Source organism: Deltaproteobacteria bacterium (assembly GCA_029210625.1).
GTDB lineage: Bacteria > Myxococcota > Myxococcia > SLRQ01 > SLRQ01 > JARGFU01.
In genome coordinates this window covers 69,043-94,812 of the sequence record JARGFU010000014.1, presented here as the reverse complement: position 1 = coordinate 94,812, position 25,770 = coordinate 69,043, and the positions used below count along the sequence as shown (strand labels likewise).

Sequence of the window (25,770 nt, the reverse complement as noted above, 5' to 3'; positions counted from 1 at the left end):
CTCGAGGGAGTTGTGCTCATGCGTCACCTGAGTTCGGCGTTCATGTTCCTGCTGGTCGTCCTGCTGCCGCTGACCGGCTGCAAGTGCGGCAAGGGCGGCAAGGAGCCGGTCATCAACATCACCAGCCCCACCGAGGCGCAGGTGATCACCCTGGACGACGACGTCGACCCCAGCCGGGTGGGGATCCAGATCCCGGTCGAAGCCACCGTCGAGAACGTCGAGGACGGCTCCGGCGCCTCGGTGATCGTCAACGAGGACGCCAACCTCGCCGTGCCGGGCTTCGTGGTGGGGACGACCATCTCCTTCCCGGCGGTCACCGTGGTCGGCGATCCCGCGGACGGGCTGGCCCGGATCACGGTCTCGGTGCGGGACCGCGAGAGCGAGCTGGCGGCCAACGACACCGTCACCGTGGCGGTGGAGCGCCCGGTCACCCTCGACTGCGCCTTCGTCCAGCCGGTCGCCGACTCCACCCTCGGCGAGGCGGACGACGCCGATCCCGGCACCCGCGGCTTCCAGCACGACGTGGTCGTGCAGTGCAGCGAGGATCTCACGGGCACCCCCGCCAACCTCACCATCGACGGCCGGGGGCTGCCCTCGGTGGTCTTCGCCGGCCCGACCACCACCTTCCCCTCCGTCACCTTCAGCGAGGGCGCGAACCTCCTGGTCGCCACCGTGACCGCGGCGGCGGGCTCCTGGAGCGATCAGGTGCGGGTGATCGTCGACACCCCCTCCTGCGAGGTGCGGCTCAGCCCCGAGGGCGCGGTGGTCTTCAACCTCGACGGTGACACCCCCCGGCTGCCGGGCCGCACCGCGGTGCCCGACGAGGACGGGAACGCAGCGAACGGCATCCAGGCCCTCCTCGGGGCCACCACCCCCGACTGCCAGGGCGGCCAGGCCGTGCTGATGGTCGAGGGTGCGGACCTCGCGACGGTGGACGTGACCACGACCTCGGTGGACTTCGGCGCCGTGACCCTGCCCGACGGTGAGGCCGTGCGGGTGCAGGTCGAGGTGCGCCCGGCCGGGGCCGGCAGCCCCTCGGGCCTCTCCGCCCCGGTGGACTACCACGTCGACTCCCTGCGCCCCGCGCCGGTGATGCTCTTCCCGACCTCGGGCATCCTCCTCGGGCTCGCGTCGGACAAGGACGGCGACGCCACCAACGGCATCCAGATCGACGTCACCGTCGAGGCGCCCGGCCTGGAGGTCACCCCCGACCCCCAGCAGCCCGAGCGCTCGGCCGAGATCGACCTGCTCCTCACCAACCTGGACACCGGGGCCACCGCCACCGCCTCCTGCGTCGTGGGGGTGGACGGCTGCGTCGATCCCACCAACGCCAACCGCTACCTCCTCGAGGTCACCCTCGACGCCGACGGCGCCTGGTCCACCGAGGTCGCGATCGGTGATCCCGCCGGCAACGTCGGCACCGACGGCCCGGTGGAGTTCGTCCTCTCCACCGGCAGCGAGCAGGTCACCATCGCCGCGCCCGCCGCGGGCGCGCTGGTGAACCGCGCATCCTCCGGCGTCACCGACACCACCGTGCCGGTGGACGTCTCGGCGCCCGGCCTCCCGGCCGGCTCGGCGGTGAGCGTGGTCTGCACCGGCGCGTCGGGGACCGGCGCCGGCAGCCTCGGCGCCGCCGGGACGGCCCGGGTGGAGGTCACCTTCGCCTCCCTCCCCTGCGAGGGCGCCCTCGCCACCTGCACCGCCACCATCGACGTGGGCGGCACCGGCCTCGACAGCGCGCCGGTGAGCTTCACCGTCGACATCTCTCCGCCCGCGATCACCATCGCCCTCCCGCAGGACGGCGCGACCCTCTACGACACCTCGGTCGCCGTCGAGGTGGTCACCACCTGCCTCGAGGACGGGCAGATCGTCAGCGTGAGCACCGACACCGGGCTCTCCGGCAGCGGCAGCGTCGCCTCCGATGGCACGCTCTTGGCCCTGAACCTCCCCTCGGGCGCCCACGTCCTGACCGCCAGCGCCGCCGACGTCGCGGGCAACGCGGTCAGCAGCAGCCCGGTCAGCGTGACCATCGACGCGAACCCGCCCCAGGTGGTCTTCGTCCAGCCCAGCGATGGCCTCTTCCTGACCCTCGCCGACGACGTGGCCGCCGCCCCGGGATTCCAGTACGACGTGACCGTCCAGGTGCCCAACAAGCCGGCGGGCGCCTCCGTGGTGCTCCAGATCGGCTACGACGACGGCGGCACCTTCGTCTACCGGGCGCCCATCGGGCCCGTGGCCACCAACGCCTCCCTCCGGGCGATCTTCCCGGCCGTGGACCTGCCCCAGGGTCCGCACCGGCTGCGGGCAGTCGCCACCTCGGTCTCCGGCCTCACCGGCGAGCGCTCCATCAACGTGACGGTGAGCACCGGCGTGGTGACCTGCAACCTGGTCCAGCCCATCGACGGAGCCTCTCTGGGCGCCCCGGCGGACCAGAACGCCGATCTCTCGGACGGGGTGCAGGCGGACGTGCGGGTGCGCACCTCCGCGGCCGACGGCGCGACCGTCGAGCTCTCCCTGACCGATCCCTCCGGCGCCACCACCACGTCCACCGGCACCGCCTCGGGCGGCGAGTTGGTCTTCTCCGGCGTCACCTTCTCCACCGACGCCGCCGGCAACCACGGCACGAACCTCCTCGAGGCGACCTGCGACGTGGGCGGCGTGGACGAGGCGCCGGCCCTGAGCACCACCGTCGAGGTGGACCTCGAGGCGCCGGTGGCCGTGATCTCCTCCCCCGCCGACGGCAAGACCTTCAACCTCACCGACGCCGATGCCAGCGCCGCCGCGGGCTTCCAGATCGCCTTCGTCGGGACGGCCAGTGATCCCTCCACCGGCAGCTCGGTGAAGGCCGGCTCCGCGGGTTCGCTCGAGGTGAGCTGCGGCGGCGCCGCGCCCACCGTCCTGCCGGTGACCTTCGGGGTCTTCGGGACGCAGATCGAGGCTCGCGTGCGGCCGACCCTCGACGATCAGACCACCTGCACCCTCACCTTCACCGCGACCGATCAGGCCGGGAACGTCAGCACCCCGGCCACGGTGAGCGTGAGCGTCGATCGCCTGGCCCCGACCGTCGCCTTCCCCGGCATCCTGACCGGGCGGATCTTCAACGACGGCGACGACACCTCCGGCACCGCTGGCTTCCAGCGCAACGTGCGGGTGAGCTTCTCCGGGGTCGGGACGGCCGGGAGCGTGGCCCTGCTGGTCACCAACACCTTCGGCGACACCGGGGCCACCGGCTGGAGCCGCAAGCCGGCCGAGGGATCACCGATCTCTCCCGCCGCCGCCGCCGTCGATCACATCTTCAACGGGACGACCCTGACCCTCGGTGACACCGACACGGTCAGCCTGGTGGCCGTGGCCACCGACCCGGCCGGCAACATCACCGAGTCCAGCGTCACGGTGACCGTGGATCGGGGCGCCCCGGTGGTCTCCATCACCCGCCCGGATCCCACGAGCCTCCCTCCCTGCTTCAACGTCTTCGACGACCTGAACGGCACCCTCGCCGGGCTGCAGCTGCAGGTGGACGTGAGCACCGTGGGGGTCGAGGACGGCCTGCCCCTCTCCCTCTGCACGAGCGTGGATCCGGGCAGCGGCCTCGGCAGCTGCCAGGGCAACCCCTCGGCCTTCGTGATCGACGAGTCGACGGTCTCGGGCAACGTCGCGGTCTTCCTGCCGGCGACCCTGGCCGATGGCGTGCAGACCCTGCAGGCCGAGGTGCGCGACCGGGCCGGGAACTACAGCTCCTCCGCGCCCCTGGCCCTCTGCGCCGACACCACGCCTCCGGACGTGCTGACCTTCGTGGCGGACACCGACACCATGGCGCCCTCCGGCTCGATCAACGCCCTCGAGCTCGCCGGGAGCGGGGGGCAGGTCTGCCTCACCCTCACGGCGGTGGACGCCGATGGCCAGGTGGCCCGGATCGAGACCAACAACCCGGCGGCCGGCACCCTGGTCGGCACCGCGACCGTCTCCGGCGGCACCGCGACGATCTGCGGGACCCTGGCCCAGGGCGGACACGCCCTCGTCGCCACCGTCTACGACGCGGCCGGCAACCCCAACCGTTCGGTGAACCCGCCGCTCTCCGATCCCCAAGCGCAGCTGCCGCTGATCGTGGACACGGTCGCGCCGACGATCGCCATCTCGGGCCCGGCGGGCAGCAACCTGAACGCGGCGGGCGACGCCATCCCCGCCACCGCCGACTACGACTTCACCTACGCCGTGGTCTCCAACGCAGAGGACGGCCAGACCGTCACCTTCCTGGTGGACGGGAGCACGGTCGGCACCGCCACCCTCTCCGGCGGCGCCGCGAGCCTCGCCGGGCAGAGCCTGACCCAGGGCAGCCACCAGCTGCGGGTGCAGGTCCAGGACGCCGTGGGCAACCCGGCCAACACCGAGCGCGCCGTCACCGTCGACACCCTGCCGCCCACCGTGTCGATCCTCTCGCCGGCCGGCGGGACGACCCTCAACGTGGGCAGCGTCGACTTCCAGATCCAGGTCGCGGGCGCCGCCACCGGCAACCCCCTGATCCTCGTCGATCAGGGGACCGGCGGCACCCTGGCCAACCGCACCGTCGCCGCCAGCCAGCCCCAGACCGAGGCCGTGAGCCTCTCGGACGCCACCTACGACGTCCGGGCCGAGGTCACCGACACCGCCGGGAACGTCGGCGTCTCCAGCCCGGTGCAGATCACCGTCGACACCCTCGGCTGCAGCATCCGCTGGCTGGATCCCGCCAGCGCCAACGTCACCTTCGTGGTGAGCGACGACGAGCAGCCGGGCACCGCCGGCCTGCAGACGACCGTCACCGCCTCCACCTCGGACTGCGCCGGTCGGGACATCGAGCTCTGGGTCTCGGGCAGCCTCGTCACCACCGTCGCCAGCGACGCGGGCACGGGCAACGCCTCCTTCCTCCTGGGGCTGGCCGACGGCGCCACCGGGGTGCCGGTGATGGCGCGGATCGTCGACGCGGCCAGCAACGTCACCACCTCCACCTTCGACGCCTCGGTGGACGTGACGGCGCCCGGGCTCACGCGCACCGCCCCGGTGGGCGCGGCCTTCACCTTCGTGTCGGCGACCAACCGCTACCTCGCCGCGGGCACCTGGATGGGCACCACCGTCGTGCAGGACGGGATCGCCGGCGGCAACCTCGAGGCGGACTTCACCTTCGAGGTCACCGGCGCCATCGGCGGCACCCTGCGCCTGCTCTTCGGTGGCGCGGACCTCGTGAGCGCGGTGAGCATCACCAGCTCCCCGCAGACCGTGAGCCTGGTGGACGTCGTCATCGCCCAGGACAGCGTCGGGGATCTGACCGCCCGCGTGACCGACGCGGCGGGCAACACGATCGAGGACATCGTGCCGATCACCGTCGACGTGCAGGCGCCGGCCGCGCCGGCCGTCAGCTCGAGCCTCACGGACAACCGGGCGGCCACCGTCGAGCTCACCTGGACCGACACCGGCGACGACGGCAACAGCGGCACGGCGGCGGCCTACAGCCTGAGCTGGGAGCACGCGGCGATCGCCAACGAGACCGACTTCGACGGGGCGCACCCCTTCACCGTCGGCTTCGCGCCCGGCGCGCCGGGGACCGGCCAGAGCCTCGCGCTCACCCCCCTGCCGCCGATCAACTCCTACTGGATCGCCCTGCGGGCGGAGGACGAGGTGGGCAACCGCTCGCCCCTGGTCAACGTGGTGACCGAGGCCAACCCCTGGACGGTGACCAACCTGATGGGGGAGGGCGGGAACTTCCCCTGGCAGATGGCCGGCATCGGTGACGTGAACAACGACGGCCACCCCGACTTCGCCGCCTCGGCGGTCACCCTCCGGGTCTCCGGCGCGAACGCCGCCGGCGCCACCTACGTCTACTACGGGGGCGCCGCCTACAGCGCGCAGGACGCCCGCCGCCAGCGCCTCTCGCCGGGCCTCGCGGGGGATCTCTTCGGCATGCACCTCGCCTCCGGCGACGTGTCCGGCGACGGCATCCCCGATCTGATCGTGGGCGCCAGCGGCTATGGCGCCAACCGCGGCCGGGTGCGGATCTACTTCGGCCAGGACCGCAGCGGCACCGACTGCAGCGCCGACTTCAGCCTCTGCTGGCTGAACGCCGCCGACTTCGTCGAGCTGCGCGGCGCCACCGGCGTCGGCGAGTTCGGCAAGATGGTCGGGGCGCCGGCCGACTTCCGGCAGGTGGCCGACGCGACGCCCGACGGGCGCGCCGAGCTGATCGTGGGCGCGCCGGGCGCCGCCTCCGCCCGGGGCCGGGCCTACGTCTTCGCCGGCCGGACCAAGGCCGCCTGGCAGGTGGCCCAGACCGCGACCGACGACGGCGGGGTCACCTTCTACGTCCCCGTGACCTTGGCCGAGCTCACCCTCGAGGGTGGGGCGGTGGACGACATCTTCGGCTACCGCTGGGGCGTCACCGGCCTCGGAGACCTCGACGGCGACGGCGCCGAGGAGCTCACCCTGCCGGCCTCCACCATCGCCACCACCTACGTCTACGACGGGGCGAGCCTCGGCGCGGCCTCGGGCACGGTCTCGGCGACCACCGGCACCCTCACCACCCTCACCGGCGCCACCTCGGGCAGCACCACCGCGAGCCAGAAGGCCAACGCCCTGGGCAACCGGGCGGTCTCCGCCTTCGTCACCGGCGCCGCCACCCCCGAGCTCATCCTCGCGGACGCGGACCACCGGCGGGTGCGGATCTACCCCACCTCCGCCGCGGGCGTCGGCGCCCTGCTGACGACCCTCCGGGTGCCCGTGGGGCAGGCCGTGGCGAACTGGGGCTTCGACCTCGCCGTCGGGGACCTGAACCTCGACGGCCGCCCGGACCTGGCCGTGGGCTCGAACAACGCCACTACCCCCTCCGGGGCCGGGATCTACTTCAACACCGGCTCCGGGACCCACTACCCCCTCTATCCCGACACCGAGCTGCTCTCGGCCAGTCTGGCGGCCGTGGGTTTGTCCGTGGACATCGGGGACTACAATGGAGATGGACGGCCCGACCTGCTCGTGGCCGATCTTGTGTCCACCCCGACCAACGGGACCATCATCGTGTATCATGACTGACGGTCCCGCCCCCGGGCGGACCCACCAGGAGTATGAGATGAGTGAAGTCGAGAAGAAGGAGCGGCTGCCCTACGAGTCGCCCGCCATCATCACCGAGACCCTGCGCTTCGTGACGCCCCTGGGCGGCAGTGGCACCGGGGGCGTGATCTTCTCGGGCCCCTTCCGGGACGCGCCGCCGGACGAGAATGAGTCGTCCGGCCAGGGCTGAGGCCCACGCGCCGCTCTCGCTGGGGCCGGTGGAGATCAGGCTCGATCGGGTCTGGCAGGAGGTCTTCGGGGCGGGGGCGCCGGCCGGCCCGCCCGGCGCGGAGGCCTACCACCTCGAGCACGGGCCGGTGAGCCACCGCGCGCGCCGCCTCGAGCTCGAGGGTGCGCGCGCGATGCGGATCGAGGCCCTCGGACCGCGGGTGGTGCGGGCGGCCGGCCCGGTGGGCATGGAGCAGCTGCGGGCCGCGCTGCGCTTCGTCCTCGTGCGGGCGATCGCTCCCCTCGGGGGCTTCCTGGTCCACGCCGCCGCCCTCGAGGTGGGGGAGGGGGCGCACCTCTGCTTCGGCCCCCCCGAGGTGGGCAAGACCACCCTGGCGGGCAACGCCGGCGCGCGGGCGATCACCGAGGAGAGCGCCCTCGTCTTCCCCACCCCCGAGGGCTGGCGCCTCTGCGGCACCCCCTGGTGGTCCGACGGCGGCCGCCCCGGCCGCAGCGAGGTCTACCCCCTGACGCGGATCGCCTGGCTCGAGCAGGCCGCCGAGACCCGCTTCGAGCGCCGCCCGGCCTCGGAGGTCCTCTCCCACCTGGCCGGGCAGATCTACGCTCCGGGTGAGGCGGGAGGAGAGGGGGAGGAAGCGCGGCTGCGCGCGGCGCAGGTCCCCTCCCTCCTGCGCCTCCTCTCGGAGGTCGAGCACGGGCGCCTGCGCTTCACCCGGGACGCGGTCTATGCCGGCTGAGCGGCCGCCCTTCCTGGAGTTCACCGGCCTCGCGGTGCTGGTGACCGCCCGCTGCCCCTTCGCCTGCGCCCACTGCTACACCCGCTCCGGTCCGAAGCGGGAGGAGCGGCTGGACCTCGCCTGGGCCCTGCCCGGCCTGGAGGCCATCCTCCCCCACGTGCGAGCGGTGAGCCTCACCGGGGGTGAGCCCTTCCTCGAGCCCGAGCTGGTGGTCGCCCTGGCCCGGCAGGTGGGCGGCCGGGTGCCGGTGAGCGTCGTCTCGGCCGGGGACTTCGCCCGGGAGCCCGGGGAGGCGGCCCGCACCCTGGCGGCGTTCCGCGAGGCCGGGGTGGTGCTCGTGAACCTCTCCCACGACGCCCACCACGCCCCCTTCGGGGGGCTGGAGCTGGTCATCTCGGCGGCGCGCCTCTGCCAGGCCGCGGGGCTGCCGGTCATCGTCCAGCTCACCGGCCGCCCCGGGGAGCCCGCCGTCGCCGAGGCCACCCGCCGCCTGCGCGCCGCCGGGGTCGATCTCTTCCGGGCCGAGCTCTCTCCCTTCGGGCGCGCGGAGCGGCTCCCCCCGGAGCTCTTCGGGGGGAGCGAGGCGGCGACCGAGGGGGGCTGCTCCAACCTGCGCTTCCTCTCCCTCGACTACCGGGGCGTGCTCCGGGCCTGCTGCGGGCCGACCCTCGACTGCGGCCCCGAGAGCGCCTACGTGCTGGCGGACCTCGCCGCCGGCGACGATCCGGGCGCCGCGCTTCAGGCCGCCCGCCACGATCGGGTCCTGGCCGGGGTCGCCGCGCTGGGGCCGCGGGCGCTGGCCGCCTGCCTGGGGCGGGAGACCTCGAGCGAGGTGCCGGTGTGCAAGACCTGTGTGGAGCTGCTATCGGATCCCGAGGCGACCCGCCGCCTCGACGCGCTGCTCTCGAGCCGGGAGCAGGAGCGGCGGCTGGTCGCGAGCCAGATGATCTTCCGGGAGACCTTCGAGCGAGACTTCGACGAGGCCTTCGCCTCGGTGGGAGAGGATGGGGTGGGACGTGGATGAGCTGAAGACCGTTCTTCTCGTGACGGTGCTCCTGGGGATCGCGGCCTGCGGCCCGAAGCTGGAGCTGGAGCCCGCCGGCGAGCTCTACGAGGGCGTGGTGGTGCGCCTCGACCCGGACGCCCGGGTGCCCTTCGGCGCCGCGCCGGGCTTGCTGGCGCCGACCGTGGAGAGCGACGGCGAGGTGCTCACCTTCGATCCGCCCCTCGAGAGCGTCGCCGAGCGCTGGGAGGCGATCCTGGTGAAGGAGGGCGAGACCTTCACGACGCCCCTGGCCGAGGGCGAGACGCGCCTCGAGCTGCCGAAGAAGACCGAGCGGGTCGGCGTGCGCGCGGTGAACGGCGAGCTGCGCGGCCCGGTCCACTGGCCCGCCGGCACCGGCAGCGAGAGCCAGGGCCTGGACTCCCCGGCGGGCTTCACCTGGACCATCGATCCGGCCTGGCCGCCCCAGCAACTGGAGATGCGCGCGGTGCAGCTCGACCTCTCCCTCCTCGACCCCTCGGGGGACGATCTGGTGGGCACCGCGAGGCTGACCTTCGAGCCGCTGGTCGCGCTCACGGCGCTGGAGCTGGGGGTGCTCGGCACCGTCTCGGCCGTGCGCGACGGCAGCGGCGCGCCGCTCACCTTCGCGCCGGGCCCCGACGGCGTCACGGTGGACCTCGCCTTCAGCCGCCCCGCCGGCTCGACCGTCACCCTCGAGATCGACTGGCGGGTGGCCAGCTTCTCCCAGAGCCGCAGCGGGCGCACCGTGGCCGACGCCACCGCCGAGCTGGTCTACGCCGGCGACGGCGTGGATTGGTTCCCCCGGCCCGCCGACCTCCCCTCGGGCGCCATCACCTTCAGCATCGCCGTCGAGGCGCCGGACGCCTTCCGGGTGCACACCGGGGGCAGCGAGGTCGATCGGGTGGCCGCCGGCGCCGGGCGCAGCGTCACCACCCGCGAGCTCTCCCAGCCCCTGCGAGCCTGGCCCCTCCTCGCCGCCGGCGCCTACCAGGAGGCCGGCGGGCCGGGAGGCCTGACCCTGGCGGCGCTCGCCAGCGGCGGCCCCGATCTGGTCCAGCACACCGCCGAGCTCGCCACGGTGCTCGCCTTCTACGTCGAGCGCTTCGGCCCCCTCCCCGGGGGTGAGATCGCGATGGTGCAGGTGCCGGACGCCTTCGGGGTGGGCTACTCGGGTCCCGGGCTCGTGCTCCTGCCGACGGTGCGCTGGGATCAGGCCCCGAGCACCTGGTCCCGCTTCCTCCTCGCCCACGAGCTCTCCCACGCATGGTGGGCCCACGCGAGCTTCGTCGCCGACCTGCGCGACGCCTGGCTCATCGAGGGGCTGGCCGACTACTGCGCGCACCGCGCCCTGGAGCTGCTCGCCGGCCCCGACGCCGCCCGCGCGCACGCCGGAGAGGATCTGACCCTCCTGCTGGAGCTGGTCGACAACGGCTACGGCGGCCAGCCCGGGCGGGACGTGCCGGTGCGGCCCCAGGATCCCGGCCAGCTGCAGGACTACGTCTTCTACCTGAAGGGGGCCTGGGTGCTGCGCCACCTCGAGTCCGCCCTCGGACGGGAGGCCTTCGATCGGGCGCTGGGGGCGTACGCCGCGGCCACCCGCTTCGCCGACACCAGCACCGACGCCTTCACCGCCGCGGCGGAGGCCGAGGCCGGGGCGGACCTGGGCTGGTTCTGGCAGCAGTGGCTCTCGAGCACCGGCTTCCCCGAGCTGGCCTGGGAGCCCTACTTCCGGGACGAGGCCACCGGGCTCCAGGTCTCCCTGGGCATCACCCAGCGGGCCGGCGTCAGCTCGGATCCGAACCGCCCCTGGCAGCTCCCCCTGACCTGGAGCGTGCAGGACGACCGGGGCGATCCCGGGACCCCGGCCCTCGCCCGGGACGTGCAGGGCTGCCTGCGGGAGGCGCGGGAGGTCGTCGCGCCCGATGGCCTCCCCTGCGGACCCTGAATGAGCTCGAGCCGCCCCCGGATCCGTCGCCTCCACCGGGCGCTGCGCCTCGGCCTGCGGGAGCAGGGGCGGGCCCGGCTCTACCTCGCGGGGGTCTCGATGGCGCCCCTGCTGGTGCCGGGGCAGCCCCTGAGCGTCGAGGCGCGGACGCCGCGGCGCGGGGAGGTCGCGGTCTACGAGACCGAGGAGGGCTGGCTGGCCCACCGGGTGGTCGGCCTCGCCGAGGGCGCCCTCTTGCTTCGCGCCGACCGGCCCGGGGCCGGGATCGAGCGGATCCCCCTGGAGCGGGTGGTGGGGGTCTGGGTGCCCGACCCGGCCGGCGGGGGTGGGCGCCTGCGCACCCGGCTCGCCCTCTCCCCCGGGGTGGGGCGAACCCTGCAGCGGATCTCGGGGGCCCTCTCCCACCCACGGGTGCTGCCCGCGCTGCGCCGGCTGCGGGAGGGCCTGGAGGCCCGGGCGTCGCGGCCGGCCGGGCTGCACCTGCGGCGCCTCGAGCGCCTCGAGCCCGCCGACCTGCAGGGGCTCTCCGCCCTCGGCCTCTGGCGTGAGGCGGTGGTCAGCGAGGAGGCGCCCCCCGCCGCCGAGGCGAGCCACTTCTGGGTGGTCGAGGCGGGCGGCGGCGGCCGGCGCGCGCTGGGCGGGCTGCGCCTGCTGCGGCGAGAGGGGAGGGGGCTCCTCCAGATCCAGCTGCGACCGCTGATAAGGGGGCGGGGCTTCGGTCGGGCGCTCCTCGCGGCCGCGATCCAGTGGGCCCGGGAGGAGGGGCTCGAGAGCCTCCACGCCGAGATCGCCCGGGACAACCTGGCCTCCCGCGGCCTCTTCCTGGGGGCGGGCTTCCAGCCGGCCGCGCGCCGGGTGGCGGTGAGCCCCGCCCGGGGAGAGCCCATCGACGCCTTCGTCCTCGACCTCCGGGAAGAGCGCGGCCCTCCCGACGGTCTATAGTGGTGACCGTGCAAGTCGCTGCGAAGAAAGAGCTCCTCGAGGTGCAGCAGTTCGCCCAGCGGGTCAGCGAGAGCGTCGCCCGCGCGGTGGTCGGCAAGGCCGAGGCCGTCGAGCTGTGTCTGCTGGCCCTCCTCGCCGGGGGCCACGTCCTGCTCGAGGACGTGCCCGGCGTCGGCAAGACCACCCTGGCCCACGCCCTCGCCCGCAGCCTGGGCCTCCCATTCTCCCGCATCCAGTTCACCTCGGATCTGCTCCCGGCCGACATCGTCGGCTCGGCGGTGCCCGAGGCCGGGAAGATGGACGGCACGCTGCGCTTCGCGCCGGGGCCGGTCTTCGCCAGCGTGGTGCTGGCCGACGAGCTCAACCGCACCAGCCCCCGCACCCAGTCCAGCCTGCTCGAGGCGATGAGCGACGGGCGGGTCACCGTCGACGGCAAGACCCACGCCCTGCCGGATCCCTTCCTGGTCATCGCCACCCAGAACCCCCTGGAGCACTACGGCACCTACCCCCTGCCCGAGTCCCAGCTCGATCGCTTCATGCTGCGCCTCTCGGTGGGCTACCCCTCGCCCGAGGACGAGCGCCGGCTGCTCATCTCCCGGGAGGGCGGCGATCCGGTCGCGGCGCTCGAGCCGGTGAGCTCCGCCGAGGAGGTCCTCGCCCTGCGCAAGGAGGTCGATCACGTGCGGGTCGAGCGCTCGGTGGCCGAGTACGTCCTGCACCTCGCCGAGGCCACCCGGCAGAGCGGCGAGATCGCCGCGGGCGCCTCGACCCGCGCGACCCTGGCCCTCACCCGCCTCGCCCGGGGACGGGCGCTCCTGCGCGGCCGCAACTACGTCACCCCCGCCGACGTGAAGGCCCTCGCGAGGCCCTGCTGGGCCCACCGCCTGGTGCTGGCCTCCGGCGAGGATCCCACCCGCGCCCAGTCCGAGGCCCTCCTGGAGAGCCTGGTGACCGAGGTGCCGGTCCCCACCTAGAGACGAGGTGTCCAGGGTGCTCGAGAGCCGCTGGCGGACCGGGTGGAGGGCCTTGCGCCGCTTCCTGCGGCCGCCCCGCTCCCTGAAGGTGACCCGGGAGGGCCGTTACTACATCGGCCTCACCTTCGGGGTCGGCTTCGCCGCGGTGAACACCGGCAACAACCTCCTCTTCCTGGCCCTCGGCGTGCTGCTGGCCCTGATCGTCCTCTCGGGGCTGCTCTCCGAGTCGGCGCTCAAGCGCATCTCCCTGCGTCTGCGCCTGCCTCCCGAGATCCGCGCCGGCGAGCCCACCCTGGTCGGGCTGGAGGTGCACAACGGCAACCGCCTCTTCCCCTCCATCGGGCTGCGCTTCACCGCCGAGCCCGGCGAGGGCTACTCCGTCGAGGAGGCCACGCTCTTCCACCTGCCCGCCTCCTCCTCCCGGAACCTGCGCCTGCGGGTCAAGGCCGAGCGGCGGGGGGAGCTGAAGCTGGGCGTGCTGCGGGTCACCACCCGCTACCCCTTCGGGATCTTCGCCAAGACCCGCCACCTGCGCGAGGGCACCACCCTCCTGGTCTGGCCCGGGCGGGGCCGCGCCACCCGCCTCGAGCCGGTCGCCCGCAGCCGGGCGCTGGCCGCCAGCCGCCCGCGGGCCGGGAGCGGTGACGAGCTGCACGCCCTGCGGCCCTACCGCCTCGGCGACGAGGCCCGCCAGATCCACTGGCGCCGCTCCCTGCGGATGGGGACCCTGCTCATCGTGGAGCGGGAGCTCTCCACCGGCGGGCAGGTGCGCCTCGTCCTGCGGGGCCCCGAGGGAGACGACGCGGCCTACGAGGCCGCCATCCGGGACGCGGCCTCCACCCTCGAGGCCCACCTCCAGCAGGGGGACGCGGTCGCCCTGGACACCCCCTCCTCGAGCCTCGGGCCGGGAGAGGGGCGGGCCCACCGGCGGCGGCTCCTCTCGACGCTGGCCCTGCTGCCCCGGGCCGGGGCGCCGCGGGGTGGGGGCGACCGGGAGGTGGCGGCGTGAGCCTGGGCAAGGCCCTGCGGCTGGCCACCGTGCTCACCGGCGGCCTCGCCTTCGCCTCGGTCGCGGTGGGCGGCTTCCTCCACCCCCTCTTCGTCGCCCTCATCGGCGCGGTGCTGGTGGCCGCCTACTTCGTGCCGGAGGGGCGCCTGCCCTCTCGACTCGTCCTGGCCACCGCGCTCACCGCCCTGCCGCTCCTCCTGCTGGGCTTCCTGCGCGGCATGGACCTGGTCGTGGTCGCCGGGACCTTCTCCAGCCTGCTGCTGGCGGCGCGGGTGCTGGCCCGGGAGTCGGTCGAGGATCACGCCCAGGCGCACCTCCTCTCGGTGGTCGTGCTCGCCGGCGCCGCGGCCCTCTCGCCGGACGTGACCTATCTCCTCACCTTCATCCCCTTCGTCTTCGCCCTGGTCTGGGCCCTCCTGCTGGCCCAGCTTCGCCGTGAGGCGGGGGACGCGGCCCTCGCCCTGCCGGTGCGGGAGATCGTCGGGCGCCGCTTCGTCCTCGGCGTGGTGGGCATGACCCTGGTGGCGCTGCTGGGCACCACGGTCCTCTTCGTGATCTTCCCCCGCACGCCGATCTCCCTGGGCTTCCGCCGCCCGGCGGCCGCGCAGGGGTCCGGGCTCTCGGATCGGGTGCGGCTGGCCGGCTTCGGCCGGATCAAGCTCGACGATCGGGTCGTCCTGCGGGTGCGGCCGGTGGGGGACGCCGCCCGCAAGCGGTTGGAGGGCCTCTACTGGCGCGCCCACGCCCTGGAGCGCTACGACGGCGAGAGCTGGAGCGCGAGCCCGGTGGAGGAGCTGGGCGATCCCACCCGGGCCGTGCTGCGCATCCCCGAGCCCCAGCTCTCGGCGGAGCGCGAGCTGGCCGTGGAGGTCGTCTCGGATCTGCCGACCACCGTCCTGCCGGTGCCGGACGCCGCGACCTGGGTGCGCCTCGACGGCCGCGACGGCCGGGGCCGCTTCGGGATGATGCGCGGCGTGCGGGCCGCCGAGCTGCGCACGGTCGGCGATCCCACCGAGCCCTGGCGCTACACGGTCCTCCTGCCGAAGAGCGCCGCGCCCATCGACCGGCGCCCGCCCACCGAGGCCGAGCTGGCGCTGCCCGAGCAGGATCCCCGGGTGGTGGAGCTGGCCCGCCGGCTCCTGCGCGAGGCGGGCAGCCCCGAGCGCCTCCCGGCCTACCTCGAGGGGCACCTCTCCTCCGAGTTCGGCTACACCCTCGAGCTGCCCGGCGCCGATCCCTCCCTCGCCAACTTCCTCCTCGAGCGGAAGGAGGGACACTGCGAGTACTTCGCCACCGCCATGGCCGTCCTGCTGCGCCTCTCCGGGGTGCCGGCCCGGCTGGCCACCGGCTTCTACAGCGGCGCGTGGAACGAGAGCGGGGGCTACCAGATCCTGCGGCAGGCCGACGCCCACGCCTGGGTCGAGGTCTGGCGCGAGGGCGCCGGCTGGGTGCGCTACGATCCGACGCCGGCCGAGGGGCGCGGCACCCAGCGCGGGCAGGGGTGGCAGGAGCGCCTGGCCGATCTCTGGGACGCCACCCAGGAGCGCTGGTCGACCCTCGTCCTCGACTACGACATCCGGGCTCAGATCGGCATGGTGCGCGACATGATGCAGGCGGCCCGGCGCTTCAGCGAGCGGATCGACGGCTCGCTGCCCGGCCTCGGCCGCCTCCTCGGCGGGGCGCTGGTCCTCCTGGGGGCCGTGCTCCTCGCGCTCTTCTTCCGCCACGCCCTGCGCTCGCAGGCGTCCCGGGAGGGGGCGCCCCCGGCCGCCGAGCGCCGGGCGGCGGCCCTCCTGCGCCGCTGGGTGCGGGGCCTTCGCCGCCGGGGCCTCGAGGTCGCGCCCTCCGACACCACCGAGGATCTCCTCGCGCGGGCGGCGGAGCGCTGGCCCGGGGAGCCCGAGGTCCTGCGCTCCCTCGGCGGGCTCCTCGCGCGCTACGAGGCCACCCGCTTCGGGGGCGCGCCGCTCAGCGTGGCCGACGCCCGCAGCCTGAAGGCCCGGGGTGAGCAGACCCTCGAGCGCCTCCCCACGGATCCCCAGAGGCGGGCCGCGTGATAGGGGTCCGGTCCTGAATGCCCATCTCCTGGACCATCCGCTCCGACGACGAGGGCCTGCGCGTCGACAAGTTCCTGCGCCGCGAGCTCCCGACCGTGCCCCTCTCGCACCTCCACAAGCTCCTGCGCAAGCGGAAGGTCCGGCTCAACGATCGGCGGGCCCAGGGGCCCGACCGCCTGAAGGAGGGTGACCGGCTGGTGGTGCGGGGCGATCCCGAGCGCCTCCAGACGGAGCCCGAGGGGGGCAGCGCGGCCACCTCCCGCCGCGACTTCGAGGTCCTCCACACCGATCCCGATCTGCTGGTGGTCACCAAGCCCGCGGGCCTGGCCATCCACCCGGGCACCGGCATCACCGGCTCGACCCTCGTCGATCAGGTGCGCGCCTACTTCGAGGCCGAGGGCGCCGACGAGGCCGGGCCCATGGCGCCGGAGGAGGAGGGGGGCGTGGGCTTCCGGCCCTCGCCCGCCCACCGCCTCGATCGAGAGACCAGCGGGCTGGTCCTCGTGGCCCGCACCCGCAAGGCCATGGTCGCCCTCACCGAGGCCTTCACCGAGCGCACGGTGAAGAAGGCCTACCTCGCGCTGGTGAAGGGGCGGATGCCGCAGGACCGCGGGAAGATCGATCTGCCCCTGGCGGAGCACGAGCAGACCAAGCGCTCGAAGGACGCGCGGGGGACGAACTACCAGCGCGCCCTCACCGAGTGGCGGCGCCTCGGCGCCGCGGGCGACTACACCCTGCTCCTGCTCGAGCCTCGCACGGGGAGGACCCACCAGCTGCGGCGCCACCTGGCCGCCATCGCTCACCCCATCGTCGGCGACCGCCGGCACGGCGACTTCCCCTTCAACCGGGAGGCGAAGGTGAAGCTGGGCGTGAAGCGGCAGCTGCTCCACGCCCACCGGCTGGTGCTGGCGCATCCGATCAGCGGGGAGGAGCTGGATCTGCGGGCGCCCTTGCCGGAGGATTTTGTGGGGGTGTTGGAGGCGTTGGGGATCGCCTTCGATCCGGCCGTGATCGACTGAAGCCCGCGTCGTCCACGTACACGTCCACGTCCACGTCCACGGGTTCCCCTCTGTGCCTGGGGTGGAGACCGGGGACCTCGGGAAAGGCCGTGTACGTGTACGTGTACGGCTACCTGCAGGGGTGGGGCCTCAGGGTGAAGGAGCGCGGAACGCACCCGCCTCCTCATCCCACTCGACCGTCTCCCCCTCACTCTCCCACCACTCCCTCAGCTTTCCGAGACACTCGGAGCACTCGGCGTCGATGGTCCTGCCGGTCAGCTCTCCGAGGAGATCCCCGGCGTCCATCGCGTCGAAGGGGGCCAGCCCGGCCTCGAGGGCCGAGAGCAGGATCGGGATCGCGCGCCGGTCCTTCAGCTTCCCCAGGGCGCGGGCGGTCGTCACCTTCAGGCCGGGATCCAGCTCGCGTTCGCTGGTGTGGACGAGGGCGTCGGCGGTGGCGGGATCGGCCATGGCGGCCAGGAGCTCCAGGGCCGGCTCGGTGACCTGCGGGGGAGGATCGGTCTGCAGGAGCCGGGCGATGGCGGCGGCATGACCTTCCTTCGGATCGGCCTCGATGGCCTCGAGGGCGCGCAGCTGCTCGGCCGGGCCACCCGCGAGGGCCTCGAGGATCGGATCCTCCAGCTCGCCCTGCTCACCCGGCGCGTGGGCCTGCCCGTGGGCGTGGTCATGCACCTCGGCCTTCGAGAGCAGGTTCAGGAAGCCCGCGCCGAGGAGGACCAGGACCAGCACCACCGCGCCGCGGGCGAGGAAGCGGCCGCGCTTCGCGGTGCCACGGTAGGCCCGGACGACGCCGACCAGGAGGAGCAGGCCGGCGAGGCCGGCGACGATCCAGGGGCCGGGCGAGCTGCCCGGGGGCTCGAGGTTGTCCCAGGCGCAGAGCAGGAGCCCCAGGGCGCTGATGCCCAGGCCCGAGGCCCAGGCCAGGACCACCTGCCAGCCGATCCGCTCGGCGAAGAGGACGCCGACCGCGCCGGGGACGACCAGGTAGGAGAAGACCAGGAGCACCCCGGCGATCTGGACGGACTCGGTGATGACCAGGGCGAAGGAGGCGTAGAAGAGGAAGTCCCAGAGCCGCAGGTTCAGGCCGTCGGCGCGGGCCTTCTCCGGATCGTCGGAGATGGCGAAGAAGCGGCGCCAGTAGACGCCGTGGAAGGCCGCGATGGCGCCGTAGAGCAGGCCGGTCTTGGCCACGTCTCCCCAGGTCGCGAAGAGGAGGGCGTCCCGGGCCAGCATGTTGCGGATCTGCTCGGCGCCGCCGCCCACCCGGGTGAGCATCAGCAGCGCCACGGCGATGGCGGTGGCGAAGGTCACGCCGATGAAGGCCTCCTGGGGGACCCGCTCGTCGCGCATCCGGGTGAAGGCGAAGATCGCCGCCCCGCCCAGCGCGAAGGCGAGGGAGAGGGCGTAGACCATCACCTCGTCCGGGGGGGCCGGCACGTCCCAGCCCAGCAGCACGAAGAGGTGGAGGTGGGCCTCGCCGCCGTCGCCGTGCTCGGGATCGAAGCCCAGGGCCATCGCCGTGAGGCCGCCCAGGGCGGCGATCTGAGCCAGGGCGAGATCGACGAAGATCACCTTCCGCCGCAGGACGTGCAGACCGAGGTAGCCGTGCACGCCGGTCAGGACGAAGCACATCGCCAGCGCGGCGGGCATCACCGCCAGCAGGCCCCAGAGCCCGCTCATGGTGTGTTCGCCGCCTTCCCGGCCTCGAGGGCGCCGAGGATGTGGGAGAGGATCCGGTCGATGAGCTGGAAGTAGGTCTCCAGGTCCTTCTCGCCGCCGACCTGATCCGGGAGCATCACGAAGCCCGCGCCCGCCTTGCCCGCCACGTGGCGGGGCAGATCCTCGAGGTAGAAGTTGTCCACCAGGATCAGCGGCACCGACTTCGCCTTCATCAGGGCCACCACCTTCTCGAGGTGGCCCGGCCCCGGCCGGATGCCCGGGTAGGCCTCGACGGTGCCCACCAGCGTGAAGCCGAAGGCCGAGGCGAAGTAGGCCCAGACCTTGTGGAACTCGACGAGGTCGCGGCCCGCCAGGGGCTCGGCCTGCTTCAGCCAGCCGCCCGCGAGGGCCCGCAGGGGCTTCCCCTTGAACTCGCGATCGAGGAGGTCGTGCAGCCGCCCGGAGAGCACCGCCCGGTCGAGCTTGCGGGCGCCGACGGTCTTCAGCAGCGCCTCGCCGTAGAAGGCGCGATCGAGCCTCCCCTCGAAGTCGGCGAGGTTCGCCGCGAAGAGCGCGGCCTGCTCCGGGAAGAGCTTCTGCAGGCCGGCGGCCGCGTTGCGCGCCATCAGCTTGGCCCGCACCGGATCGAGCCAGATGTGCGGGTTGCCCTGGGGGTGGATGTCGCCCTGGGCGGCGTCGATCCGGGTCGGCACCTCGAGGGGCGGCACCCCATCGGAGAGGACCACCCGGCCTGGCATGCCGCGCTGCAGCCTGGGGTTGCCCGCGCCGCCGGTGACGTTGTCGACCCAGAGCTCGAGGCGCATCCCCACCTCGAAGAGGGCGTCGGCGTCGCGCGCCTGCCGCATCAGCCGCGGGGTGGCCTGGACGAAGTGGGGATCCTCGTCGCCGCGGGCGAGGACGCTCACCTCGATGGCGTCCCCGCCGACCTCCCGAAGGAGGGCGCCCACCGTGGGGAGGGTCGCGAGGATCTGGGGCTTCCCGTCCTCGTCCGCCGCGTGGCCGACGGCGGGGAGGAGGGCGAAGGTGAGGGAGAGGAGGAAGGGGAGGGTGCTTCGCATGGCGGGCTCCTAGCGGTTCACCCAGTAGGGGTGGGGAGGGTGAGAGCCGAAGACGACGTTGAGCTCGAACCAGAGGGTGCCGAGCTCGGGCTCACCGTGGCCGAAGAAGGTCTGCTCGTAGCCCAGGCGCAGCCGGAAGAACTCGGAGGGGTACCAGGAGACGTAGGGCATCAGGCCCCGGGTCCAGCCCTCCTCGTGGTGGGCCTCGCTCTGGTCGTAGCGCAGCCCGGCGAAGAGCTCGCGGGAGAGCTGCCCCTGGACGAAGCCGTAGAAGCCGCGGGCGGTGGCGACCTCCTCGTCGGGGCGCTCGCTCTGGAGGTACTGGCCGCCGACGATCAGGCCGCGGTGGAGGGACTTGCCGGCCGGGCGCCACAGGTAGATCAGCTCGCCGCCGAAGGTGAGGTCGTCGGCGAGCTCCGGGAAGCGAGGCGAGAAGCCGTGGTGCACGATCCCGCCGAGCTCGAGGCGATGGGAGGCCCCCAGGTCGCGGGACCAGGTCAGCGAGCCGAGGAGGTGGGTGCCGTTCTCGCTGCCGGCGAGCTGCGGCCCCAGGAGCTGGATCGTGGCCTGGAGGGTCGAGGCCTCGTCCAGGCGATCGAGGGGGAGGAAGAAGCTGCCCGAGACGCCGCTGCCCAGGGCGCCCTCCTCCCCGACCAGCGTACGGTGCACCAGGGGGCGGGTGGTCTGCGGCAGGTCGTGGGTGTGCATCAGGTTGAGCTTGCCGAACTCCGCCCGCATCTTGCCCGCGCGCAGCACCAGCCCGCCGGGGGGATCACTCAAGATCGGCAGGGGGAGGCGCCGCAGGGTGACGATGGCCTCCTCCACGTGCAGCTCGAAGCTGCCGTCGGGCAGGCCCTCGATGGCGAGGGTGATCAGCCCGTCCACGAAGGGATCGACCGCGGCCCGGAAGTCGATCTCGGTCTCACGCAGGTAGAAGGTGTTGTCGATGCGGAGGGGCTCCTCCCCGGCGGCGGGCTCCTCCCCGTGGCCGTGCCCCTCGGCGTGGACCTCCCGGGTGTCCGCCCGGGCCACCGCGTTGCCGAAGATCGTGATCCGCGGGTTGAGGGCGTTGAGGAAGGTGGGCAGGGCCGTCGGCGGGGGCGCCTGGGCGTCCTCGGCGAGGGCCTCCATCAGCTCGAGGCGATCCTCGAGGGCGGTGATCCGCTCTCGCAGGGCGGCGGTCTCGCTCTCGTCCGGGGGCGCTGCCTCGGCGGAGGGCTCGACCGCCGCCGAGGCCTCGGCCCCGGTCTCGTCCGGAGCCTCCTGGCCGAGGCTGGCCCGGGGAGGGGTGAGGAGGAGGCTGGCGGCGGCCAGCAGGGGGAGGGAACGACGATAAGTGGAGGGATGCAACCTGGAACTCCCGGCGTATCCCGGGCCTTCGGCCCGGGGCGGCCTGCCGGCCCTGCCCCGGGAGAGGCGCAGGGGCCGATCAGGCCGAGAGAAGGTGGGAGGGCGCCAGAGGGCTGGCGCCCGCCTTCGCTTCAGACCCGGGAGGGGGGGCCCCGCTTCGGGGCGTGGTCCAGGAGGAGCAGCGCCGGCAGCGGCGCGGGAGGCGCTCCGGTGGAGCGGACCACGGGGGGCCGCTCGGCGGCGGCCCGGACGAACCCCAGGGTGGACCGTCGTTCGTGGGAGAGGGAGGTGCAGCCGACCTCGTCCTGCTCGCCCGCGAGGTCGCGGAGACTCGAATAGGGGAGGGGGCGCGCCGGGGAGGCCCCGGTGGGCCGGGTCTCCAGCTCGATGAGGTGACCGTGGGTGTCACACCAGGTGTGGGTGACCTCCAAGTGGTGCTCGGCCGTCTGCAGCGGTGCCAGGGAGACCAGCAGCGCAGCCGCGAGCCCGACGAACCTTCCCCCGGTGGAGGTCATTTCCTGGCGCGATAGCATGGAACCGTCGAGGATCCTGGGTTCCACGACCCGGGGTGTCAAGGGCGGCTTGTCGCCCCGGTGTCGATGACCTACAAGATGACTCTCTCTTGGGGGCCTCTCCCGCACGGTCGGCGTACGGGAAGAGACGGCCCGGGAAGCGGTTTCAACCACTCGAAGCATGGCAAACGGCGAAGACAGACCGAGCAAGGCGGGGTCGCCGGACGAGGCCGGATCCGGCTCGACCGGGCCGGAGCCCTCCGTGGCGCCAGGAACACCCCCGGTGAGCAAGGCGCCGCCGCCCCCGCCGGATTGGATGGCGGCGCCGGCGGAGGCCTCGAAGCCGGAGCCCAAGCCGGCGGCGGCCGCGCCGGAGCCGGCGGCCGCCCCCTTGCCGGTGCCAGAGCTGGTCGAGGAGGACGAGGCCCTGGCCGAGGCCGAGGCGGACGCCGAGGTGGACGAGGAGCAGGTCGGTGACGGGCTGATCCTCGAGACGCCCCGCAAGAAGAAGACCTGGAAGCAGAAGCTGGCCTTCTACGTGCTGCTGCCGGTGGTGCTCCTCGGGCTGGCCGGCCTCGGCGGCGTGCTGGGGATCTTCTGGTACTACGGCCAGGATCCGGCCATCCCGACCTTCTCGGGCCTGGCGGACTACCGGCCGCCCATGGTCACCGACGTCTTCTCCGGGGACGATCAGCTGGTCGGCGAGTTCTACCAGGAGCGGCGCCGCGTGGTGCCCTACCGCCGGATCCCCAAGCGGCAGGTGCAGGCCTTCCTGGCGGTCGAGGACTCCCGCTTCTTCGCGCACATCGGCATCGATCCGATGGGCATGGCCAAGGCCGTGATCGAGAAGCTCCTCCACGGAGGCAAGCTGCGCGGCGGCTCGACCCTCACCCAGCAGACCGCCAAGGCCATCCTGGTCTCGGAGTGGGGCTTCGAGGCCGCCTCCGCCCGGACGATCCGCCGGAAGGTCATCGAGATGATCCTGGCGATGCGTCTCGAGTCGATCTTCACGAAGGAAGAGATCCTCGGCATCTACCTGAACCACGTCTACCTCGGGCACCACAGCTACGGCGTGCAGTCGGCCTCCGAGAACTACTTCCGCAAGAACGTCGAGGACCTCACCCTCGGGGAGATGGCCCTCCTGGCCGGGCTGCCCCAGGCGCCCTCCCGCTACTCGCCCTACGTGAACCCCAAGCGGGCGAAGGAGCGGCGGGCCCACGTGCTGGCCCGGATGGCCGCCGAGGGCATGATCACCGAGGCGGAGCGCGACGAGGCCGTCGCCGAGGAGGTCGTCGCCTATCCCATCGAGGACGTCTTCCGGGAGACCACGCCCTTCTATACCGAGCACGTCCGCCGCTACATCGTCGACCGCTACTCGAACGAGCGCCTCCTGCGCGACGGCCTGAAGGTCTACACCTCGGTCGACCTCGAGAAGCAGCGCTACGCCCAGGATTCGATGATCCAGGGGCTCTCCGAGGTGGACAAGCGGCAGGGCTACACCGGCCCCCTGGCCGAGATCCCGCGCAAGGACTGGGGCCGCTTCGCCGAGACCTACGACGAGAAGGTCCTCCAGGGTAAGAGCCTCGAGTACGGCGAGAACTACGTGGGGCTGGTCACCAAGGTCACCAGCGACGAGGTGACCGTGAAGGTCGGGCGCCACGAGGGCCTCCTGCCCCTGGCGGGGATGCGCTGGGCCCACAAGGCGAGCGCCGAGCTCTACTACCCCAGCGCTCTGATCTCCGACGCCCGCAAGGCCCTCGACCCCGGGGACGCCATCCTGGTCAAGCGGGTCAAGCGCACCGGCTACCCCTGGGACGAGGACGCCTCCTACCGCACCCGGATCCCCAAGGACGCCGATCTCCTCTTCACCCTCGAGCAGGAGCCCGAGCTCCAGGGCGCGCTGATCTCGATGGATCCGGACTCCTCCTACGTCGTGGCCATGATCGGCGGCCTCGACTTCGAGCTCTCGGAGTACAACCGGGCCTTCCAGGCCTGCCGCCAGCCGGGCAGCGCCTTCAAGCCCATCGTCTACAGCGCCGCCCTCCACCAGCTGGAGTGGACCCCCTCGACGATCATCATCGACGCCCCCATCGTCGAGGACGATCCCGACAACCAGCTGCGCTGGAAGCCCCAGAACTACGGCATGGACTTCAAGGGTGAGGTCACCCTGCGCAACGCGCTGGTCCACTCGATGAACGTGCCGGCCATCAAGACCCTCGACGCGGTGGGCGTGAAGAACGCCATCGCCTGGGCCCATCAGCTGGGGATCTCCACCAAGATCAACGAGGACCTCTCCATCGCCCTGGGGAGCTCCTGTGTCACCCTCTGGGAGCTCACCAACGTCTACGCGCTCTTCAACCGCTACGGTAAGCGGATGACGCCGACCTTCGTGCGGCGGGTGGTGGACCGCGACGGCAACCTCCTCGAGGATCGCACCGTCTACTTCGATCCCTACGCCAGCCTCACCGATCGGATCGCGGCCGGCCACGCGCGCCTCTACGAGCAGCCGGAGCAGGTGATCCCGCCCCCGATCGCCTACCTGACCACCTACCTGATGAACCAGGTGGTCAAGCACGGCACGGCGGTGGCCGCCCGCGCGCTCGGGCAGCCCGCAGCGGGCAAGACCGGCACCACCAACGACTCCTTCGACGCCTGGTTCATGGGCTTCACCCACAACCTCGTGACCGGGGTCTGGATCGGCTACGACCGCTACGATCACCCGATGGGGCGCTACGAGAACGGCGGCCGCGCCGCGCTGCCGATCTGGCTCTCGTACATGAAGCGCGCCCTCGCCGGGCGCGAGGAGCCGGACTTCGTCCCGGTGCCGGCCAGCCTGGTCGGGGACATCGTGCTGCGCGACGTCGACCTCGAGACCGGCAAGCTCGCCGATCCCTCCGGCGTGCGCCCGAAGATCGAGATGGCCTACCTGCGGGGCTCCGAGCCCACCGAGGTGCAGGGTGAGCTGACGACCGAGGACGGCGGCTTCCAGGAAGCCATGGCCGGCGGCTCCGATCTCTGATCCCCTCCGGGGACGAGCGATCCCGGTTGAAGATGTAGGAGAGCCCGCCGTCCAAGATGGCATCCCGCAAGATGCTGTTATCACGGCAGTTTATTGACCCCCTACGGGGGCTCCTCTATCATCCTCTCGGCTCACGAGTGCAGGGAGCGGTCGGTTTCCGGGAGCATGGCCCTGAAATCACCCGACCGGTGCGGATGAGCCGAGCCCAACAGGCGCATGCGAAGAAACCGCACCCACCACCCTCCTGTGTCGCTTCCCCGGCGGACGGCGCTCGCTGCGGTGATCCTCGGGCTGGCCTCCGCGGCGCTCCCGCTCGGGGCGAGGGCAGATGGCGCGGTGGTGGTGCGCAGCCCCGACATCGCTGCGTACGAGGTCGCCCTGGAGGGCCTCCTCGGGAGCCTCAGCCCCAAGCCGCCGGTCTACGATCTGCTCGAGAACGGTGACCTCTCGGCCGACGTCATCGCGAAGATCGAGAAGCAGGATCCGGGCTGCCTCGTCGGGATCGGCTCGAAGGCCGCCGCGGCGCTGCGCAAGCAGTTCCCGGGGAAGCCCCTGGTCTTCTCCATGGTCCTCACGCCCGCCAAGCGGGGCCTCAACGACTCGAACACGACCGGGGTGCGCCTCGAGATCCCCCCCTCCGAGCAGTTCCGCCGCTACCAGCAGGTGATCCCCAAGCTCCAGAAGGTCGGGGTCATCTACGACGAGAAGCGCTCACGGAAGCTCATCACCGACGCCGAAGGCGCCGCCCGGGAGCTGAAGCTCGAGCTCAACGCGGTGAAGGTCGGCGGGACGGCCGAGGTCCCCGCCGCCTTCGAGGAGCTGATCTCCCAGGTCGACGCGGTCTGGCTCGTGCCGGACGCCACCGTGGTCACCGCCCAGACCTTCAAGCACATGCTGCTCGTGAGCCTTCGCGAGCGGAAGCCCCTCCTCGTCTTCTCCGCGGCCTTCGTCAAGGCCGGCGCCCTCGCGGGTGTCGCGCCCGACTATCGGGCCGTGGGTGAATCGACCGGCCGCCTCGTCCGGTCCATCCTCAAGGGAGAGAACCCCTCGGACATCCCCGTCCAGGATCCTCCCAGCACCATCCTCGTCAATCGGCGGAGCGCCGAGCGCCTCGGGCTGAAGATCGATCCCGCATCGGTCCCGGGCATGAACGTCGTCGAGTAGCGCGCTTCTCGCCGGGAGGA

16 protein-coding genes are annotated in these 25,770 nt (G+C 73.0%); 12 read left to right on the top strand and 4 right to left on the bottom strand.

The genetic code is table 11. The features are described 5' to 3' along the window. The first annotated feature begins 18 nt into the window (after positions 1 to 18). The 10 genes from P1V51_14585 to P1V51_14540 are packed head-to-tail and all read left to right on the top strand — an operon-like array spanning position 19 to position 16,967. The gene (locus tag P1V51_14585) at positions 19 to 7,053 is read left to right on the top strand and encodes an FG-GAP-like repeat-containing protein (protein MDF1564273.1); all 7,035 of its coding nucleotides are present in this window, start codon (positions 19 to 21) and stop codon (positions 7,051 to 7,053) included. Between the two features lie 37 nt (positions 7,054 to 7,090). Then, entirely contained in the window at positions 7,091 to 7,261 is a 171-nt protein-coding gene (locus P1V51_14580) for a hypothetical protein (GenBank protein MDF1564272.1), read from the top strand. Positions 7,262 to 7,289: 28 nt separating this feature from the next. Next, positions 7,290 to 7,997, top strand: coding sequence for a hypothetical protein (locus tag P1V51_14575; GenBank protein MDF1564271.1), 708 nt, complete (start codon positions 7,290 to 7,292; stop codon positions 7,995 to 7,997). Next, a complete protein-coding gene (locus tag P1V51_14570) occupies positions 7,987 to 9,021 on the top strand; it encodes a radical SAM protein (GenBank protein MDF1564270.1) in 1,035 nt (344 codons plus the stop codon). Before P1V51_14575 ends, P1V51_14570 begins: the two co-directional genes overlap by 11 nt. Next, positions 9,014 to 10,966 carry a M1 family aminopeptidase gene (locus P1V51_14565; GenBank protein MDF1564269.1) on the top strand — a complete coding sequence of 651 codons (1,953 nt, stop codon included), beginning with the start codon at positions 9,014 to 9,016 and terminating at the stop codon, positions 10,964 to 10,966. The genes P1V51_14570 and P1V51_14565 overlap by 8 nt, the downstream gene beginning before the upstream one ends. Further along, entirely contained in the window at positions 10,967 to 11,908 is a 942-nt protein-coding gene (locus tag P1V51_14560; protein MDF1564268.1) for a GNAT family N-acetyltransferase, read from the top strand. Positions 11,909 to 11,916: 8 nt separating this feature from the next. Next, a complete protein-coding gene (locus P1V51_14555) occupies positions 11,917 to 12,882 on the top strand; it encodes a MoxR family ATPase (protein ID MDF1564267.1) in 966 nt (321 codons plus the stop codon). 7 nt (positions 12,883 to 12,889) lie between these two features. Further along, entirely contained in the window at positions 12,890 to 13,891 is a 1,002-nt protein-coding gene (locus P1V51_14550; protein ID MDF1564266.1) for a DUF58 domain-containing protein, read from the top strand. Beyond that, positions 13,888 to 15,948 carry a DUF3488 and transglutaminase-like domain-containing protein gene (locus tag P1V51_14545; GenBank protein ID MDF1564265.1) on the top strand — a complete coding sequence of 687 codons (2,061 nt, stop codon included), beginning with the start codon at positions 13,888 to 13,890 and terminating at the stop codon, positions 15,946 to 15,948. Before P1V51_14550 ends, P1V51_14545 begins: the two co-directional genes overlap by 4 nt. 17 nt (positions 15,949 to 15,965) lie before the next feature. After that, the gene (locus tag P1V51_14540; GenBank protein MDF1564264.1) at positions 15,966 to 16,967 is read left to right on the top strand and encodes an RluA family pseudouridine synthase; all 1,002 of its coding nucleotides are present in this window, start codon (positions 15,966 to 15,968) and stop codon (positions 16,965 to 16,967) included. 129 nt (positions 16,968 to 17,096) lie between these two features. Here the strand turns inward: P1V51_14540 and P1V51_14535 are convergent, their stop codons facing one another. The 4 genes from P1V51_14535 to P1V51_14520 all read right to left on the bottom strand — a co-directional run bounded on the left by P1V51_14535 (position 17,097) and on the right by P1V51_14520 (position 21,570). Further along, positions 17,097 to 18,647, bottom strand: coding sequence for a metal ABC transporter permease (locus tag P1V51_14535; GenBank protein MDF1564263.1), 1,551 nt, complete (start codon positions 18,645 to 18,647; stop codon positions 17,097 to 17,099). Continuing rightward, positions 18,644 to 19,705 carry a metal ABC transporter substrate-binding protein gene (locus P1V51_14530; GenBank protein MDF1564262.1) on the bottom strand — a complete coding sequence of 354 codons (1,062 nt, stop codon included), beginning with the start codon at positions 19,703 to 19,705 and terminating at the stop codon, positions 18,644 to 18,646. Before P1V51_14530 ends, P1V51_14535 begins: the two co-directional genes overlap by 4 nt. 9 nt (positions 19,706 to 19,714) lie before the next feature. Next, positions 19,715 to 21,055 carry a hypothetical protein gene (locus P1V51_14525; GenBank protein ID MDF1564261.1) on the bottom strand — a complete coding sequence of 447 codons (1,341 nt, stop codon included), beginning with the start codon at positions 21,053 to 21,055 and terminating at the stop codon, positions 19,715 to 19,717. 131 nt (positions 21,056 to 21,186) lie between these two features. Beyond that, on the bottom strand, positions 21,187 to 21,570 hold the full coding sequence (locus P1V51_14520; protein MDF1564260.1) for a hypothetical protein: 384 nt from the start codon (positions 21,568 to 21,570) through the stop codon (positions 21,187 to 21,189). Positions 21,571 to 21,850: 280 nt separating this feature from the next. Here P1V51_14520 and P1V51_14515 point away from each other — a divergent pair, with 280 nt between their 5' ends. Both P1V51_14515 and P1V51_14510 read left to right on the top strand, forming a co-directional pair. Next, positions 21,851 to 24,586, top strand: a complete 2,736-nt coding sequence (locus P1V51_14515) for a PBP1A family penicillin-binding protein (protein MDF1564259.1) — start codon at positions 21,851 to 21,853, stop codon at positions 24,584 to 24,586. Between the two features lie 216 nt (positions 24,587 to 24,802). Next, positions 24,803 to 25,750: an ABC transporter substrate-binding protein gene (locus P1V51_14510; protein MDF1564258.1), complete on the top strand. Its 948-nt coding sequence runs from the start codon at positions 24,803 to 24,805 to the stop codon at positions 25,748 to 25,750. The last annotated feature ends 20 nt before the right edge of the window (positions 25,751 to 25,770 follow it).

Coding starts and splice junctions, on each gene's coding strand:
- P1V51_14530 (MDF1564262.1), bottom strand. CDS start 19,705: ATGCGAAGCACCCTCCCCTTCCTCCTCTCCCTCACCTTCGCCCTCCTC.
- P1V51_14520 (MDF1564260.1), bottom strand. CDS start 21,570: ATGACCTCCACCGGGGGAAGGTTCGTCGGGCTCGCGGCTGCGCTGCTG.
- P1V51_14510 (MDF1564258.1), top strand. CDS start 24,803: ATGCGAAGAAACCGCACCCACCACCCTCCTGTGTCGCTTCCCCGGCGG.
- P1V51_14535 (MDF1564263.1), bottom strand. CDS start 18,647: ATGAGCGGGCTCTGGGGCCTGCTGGCGGTGATGCCCGCCGCGCTGGCG.
- P1V51_14540 (MDF1564264.1), top strand. CDS start 15,966: ATGCCCATCTCCTGGACCATCCGCTCCGACGACGAGGGCCTGCGCGTC.
- P1V51_14570 (MDF1564270.1), top strand. CDS start 7,987: ATGCCGGCTGAGCGGCCGCCCTTCCTGGAGTTCACCGGCCTCGCGGTG.
- P1V51_14585 (MDF1564273.1), top strand. CDS start 19: ATGCGTCACCTGAGTTCGGCGTTCATGTTCCTGCTGGTCGTCCTGCTG.
- P1V51_14560 (MDF1564268.1), top strand. CDS start 10,967: ATGAGCTCGAGCCGCCCCCGGATCCGTCGCCTCCACCGGGCGCTGCGC.
- P1V51_14580 (MDF1564272.1), top strand. CDS start 7,091: ATGAGTGAAGTCGAGAAGAAGGAGCGGCTGCCCTACGAGTCGCCCGCC.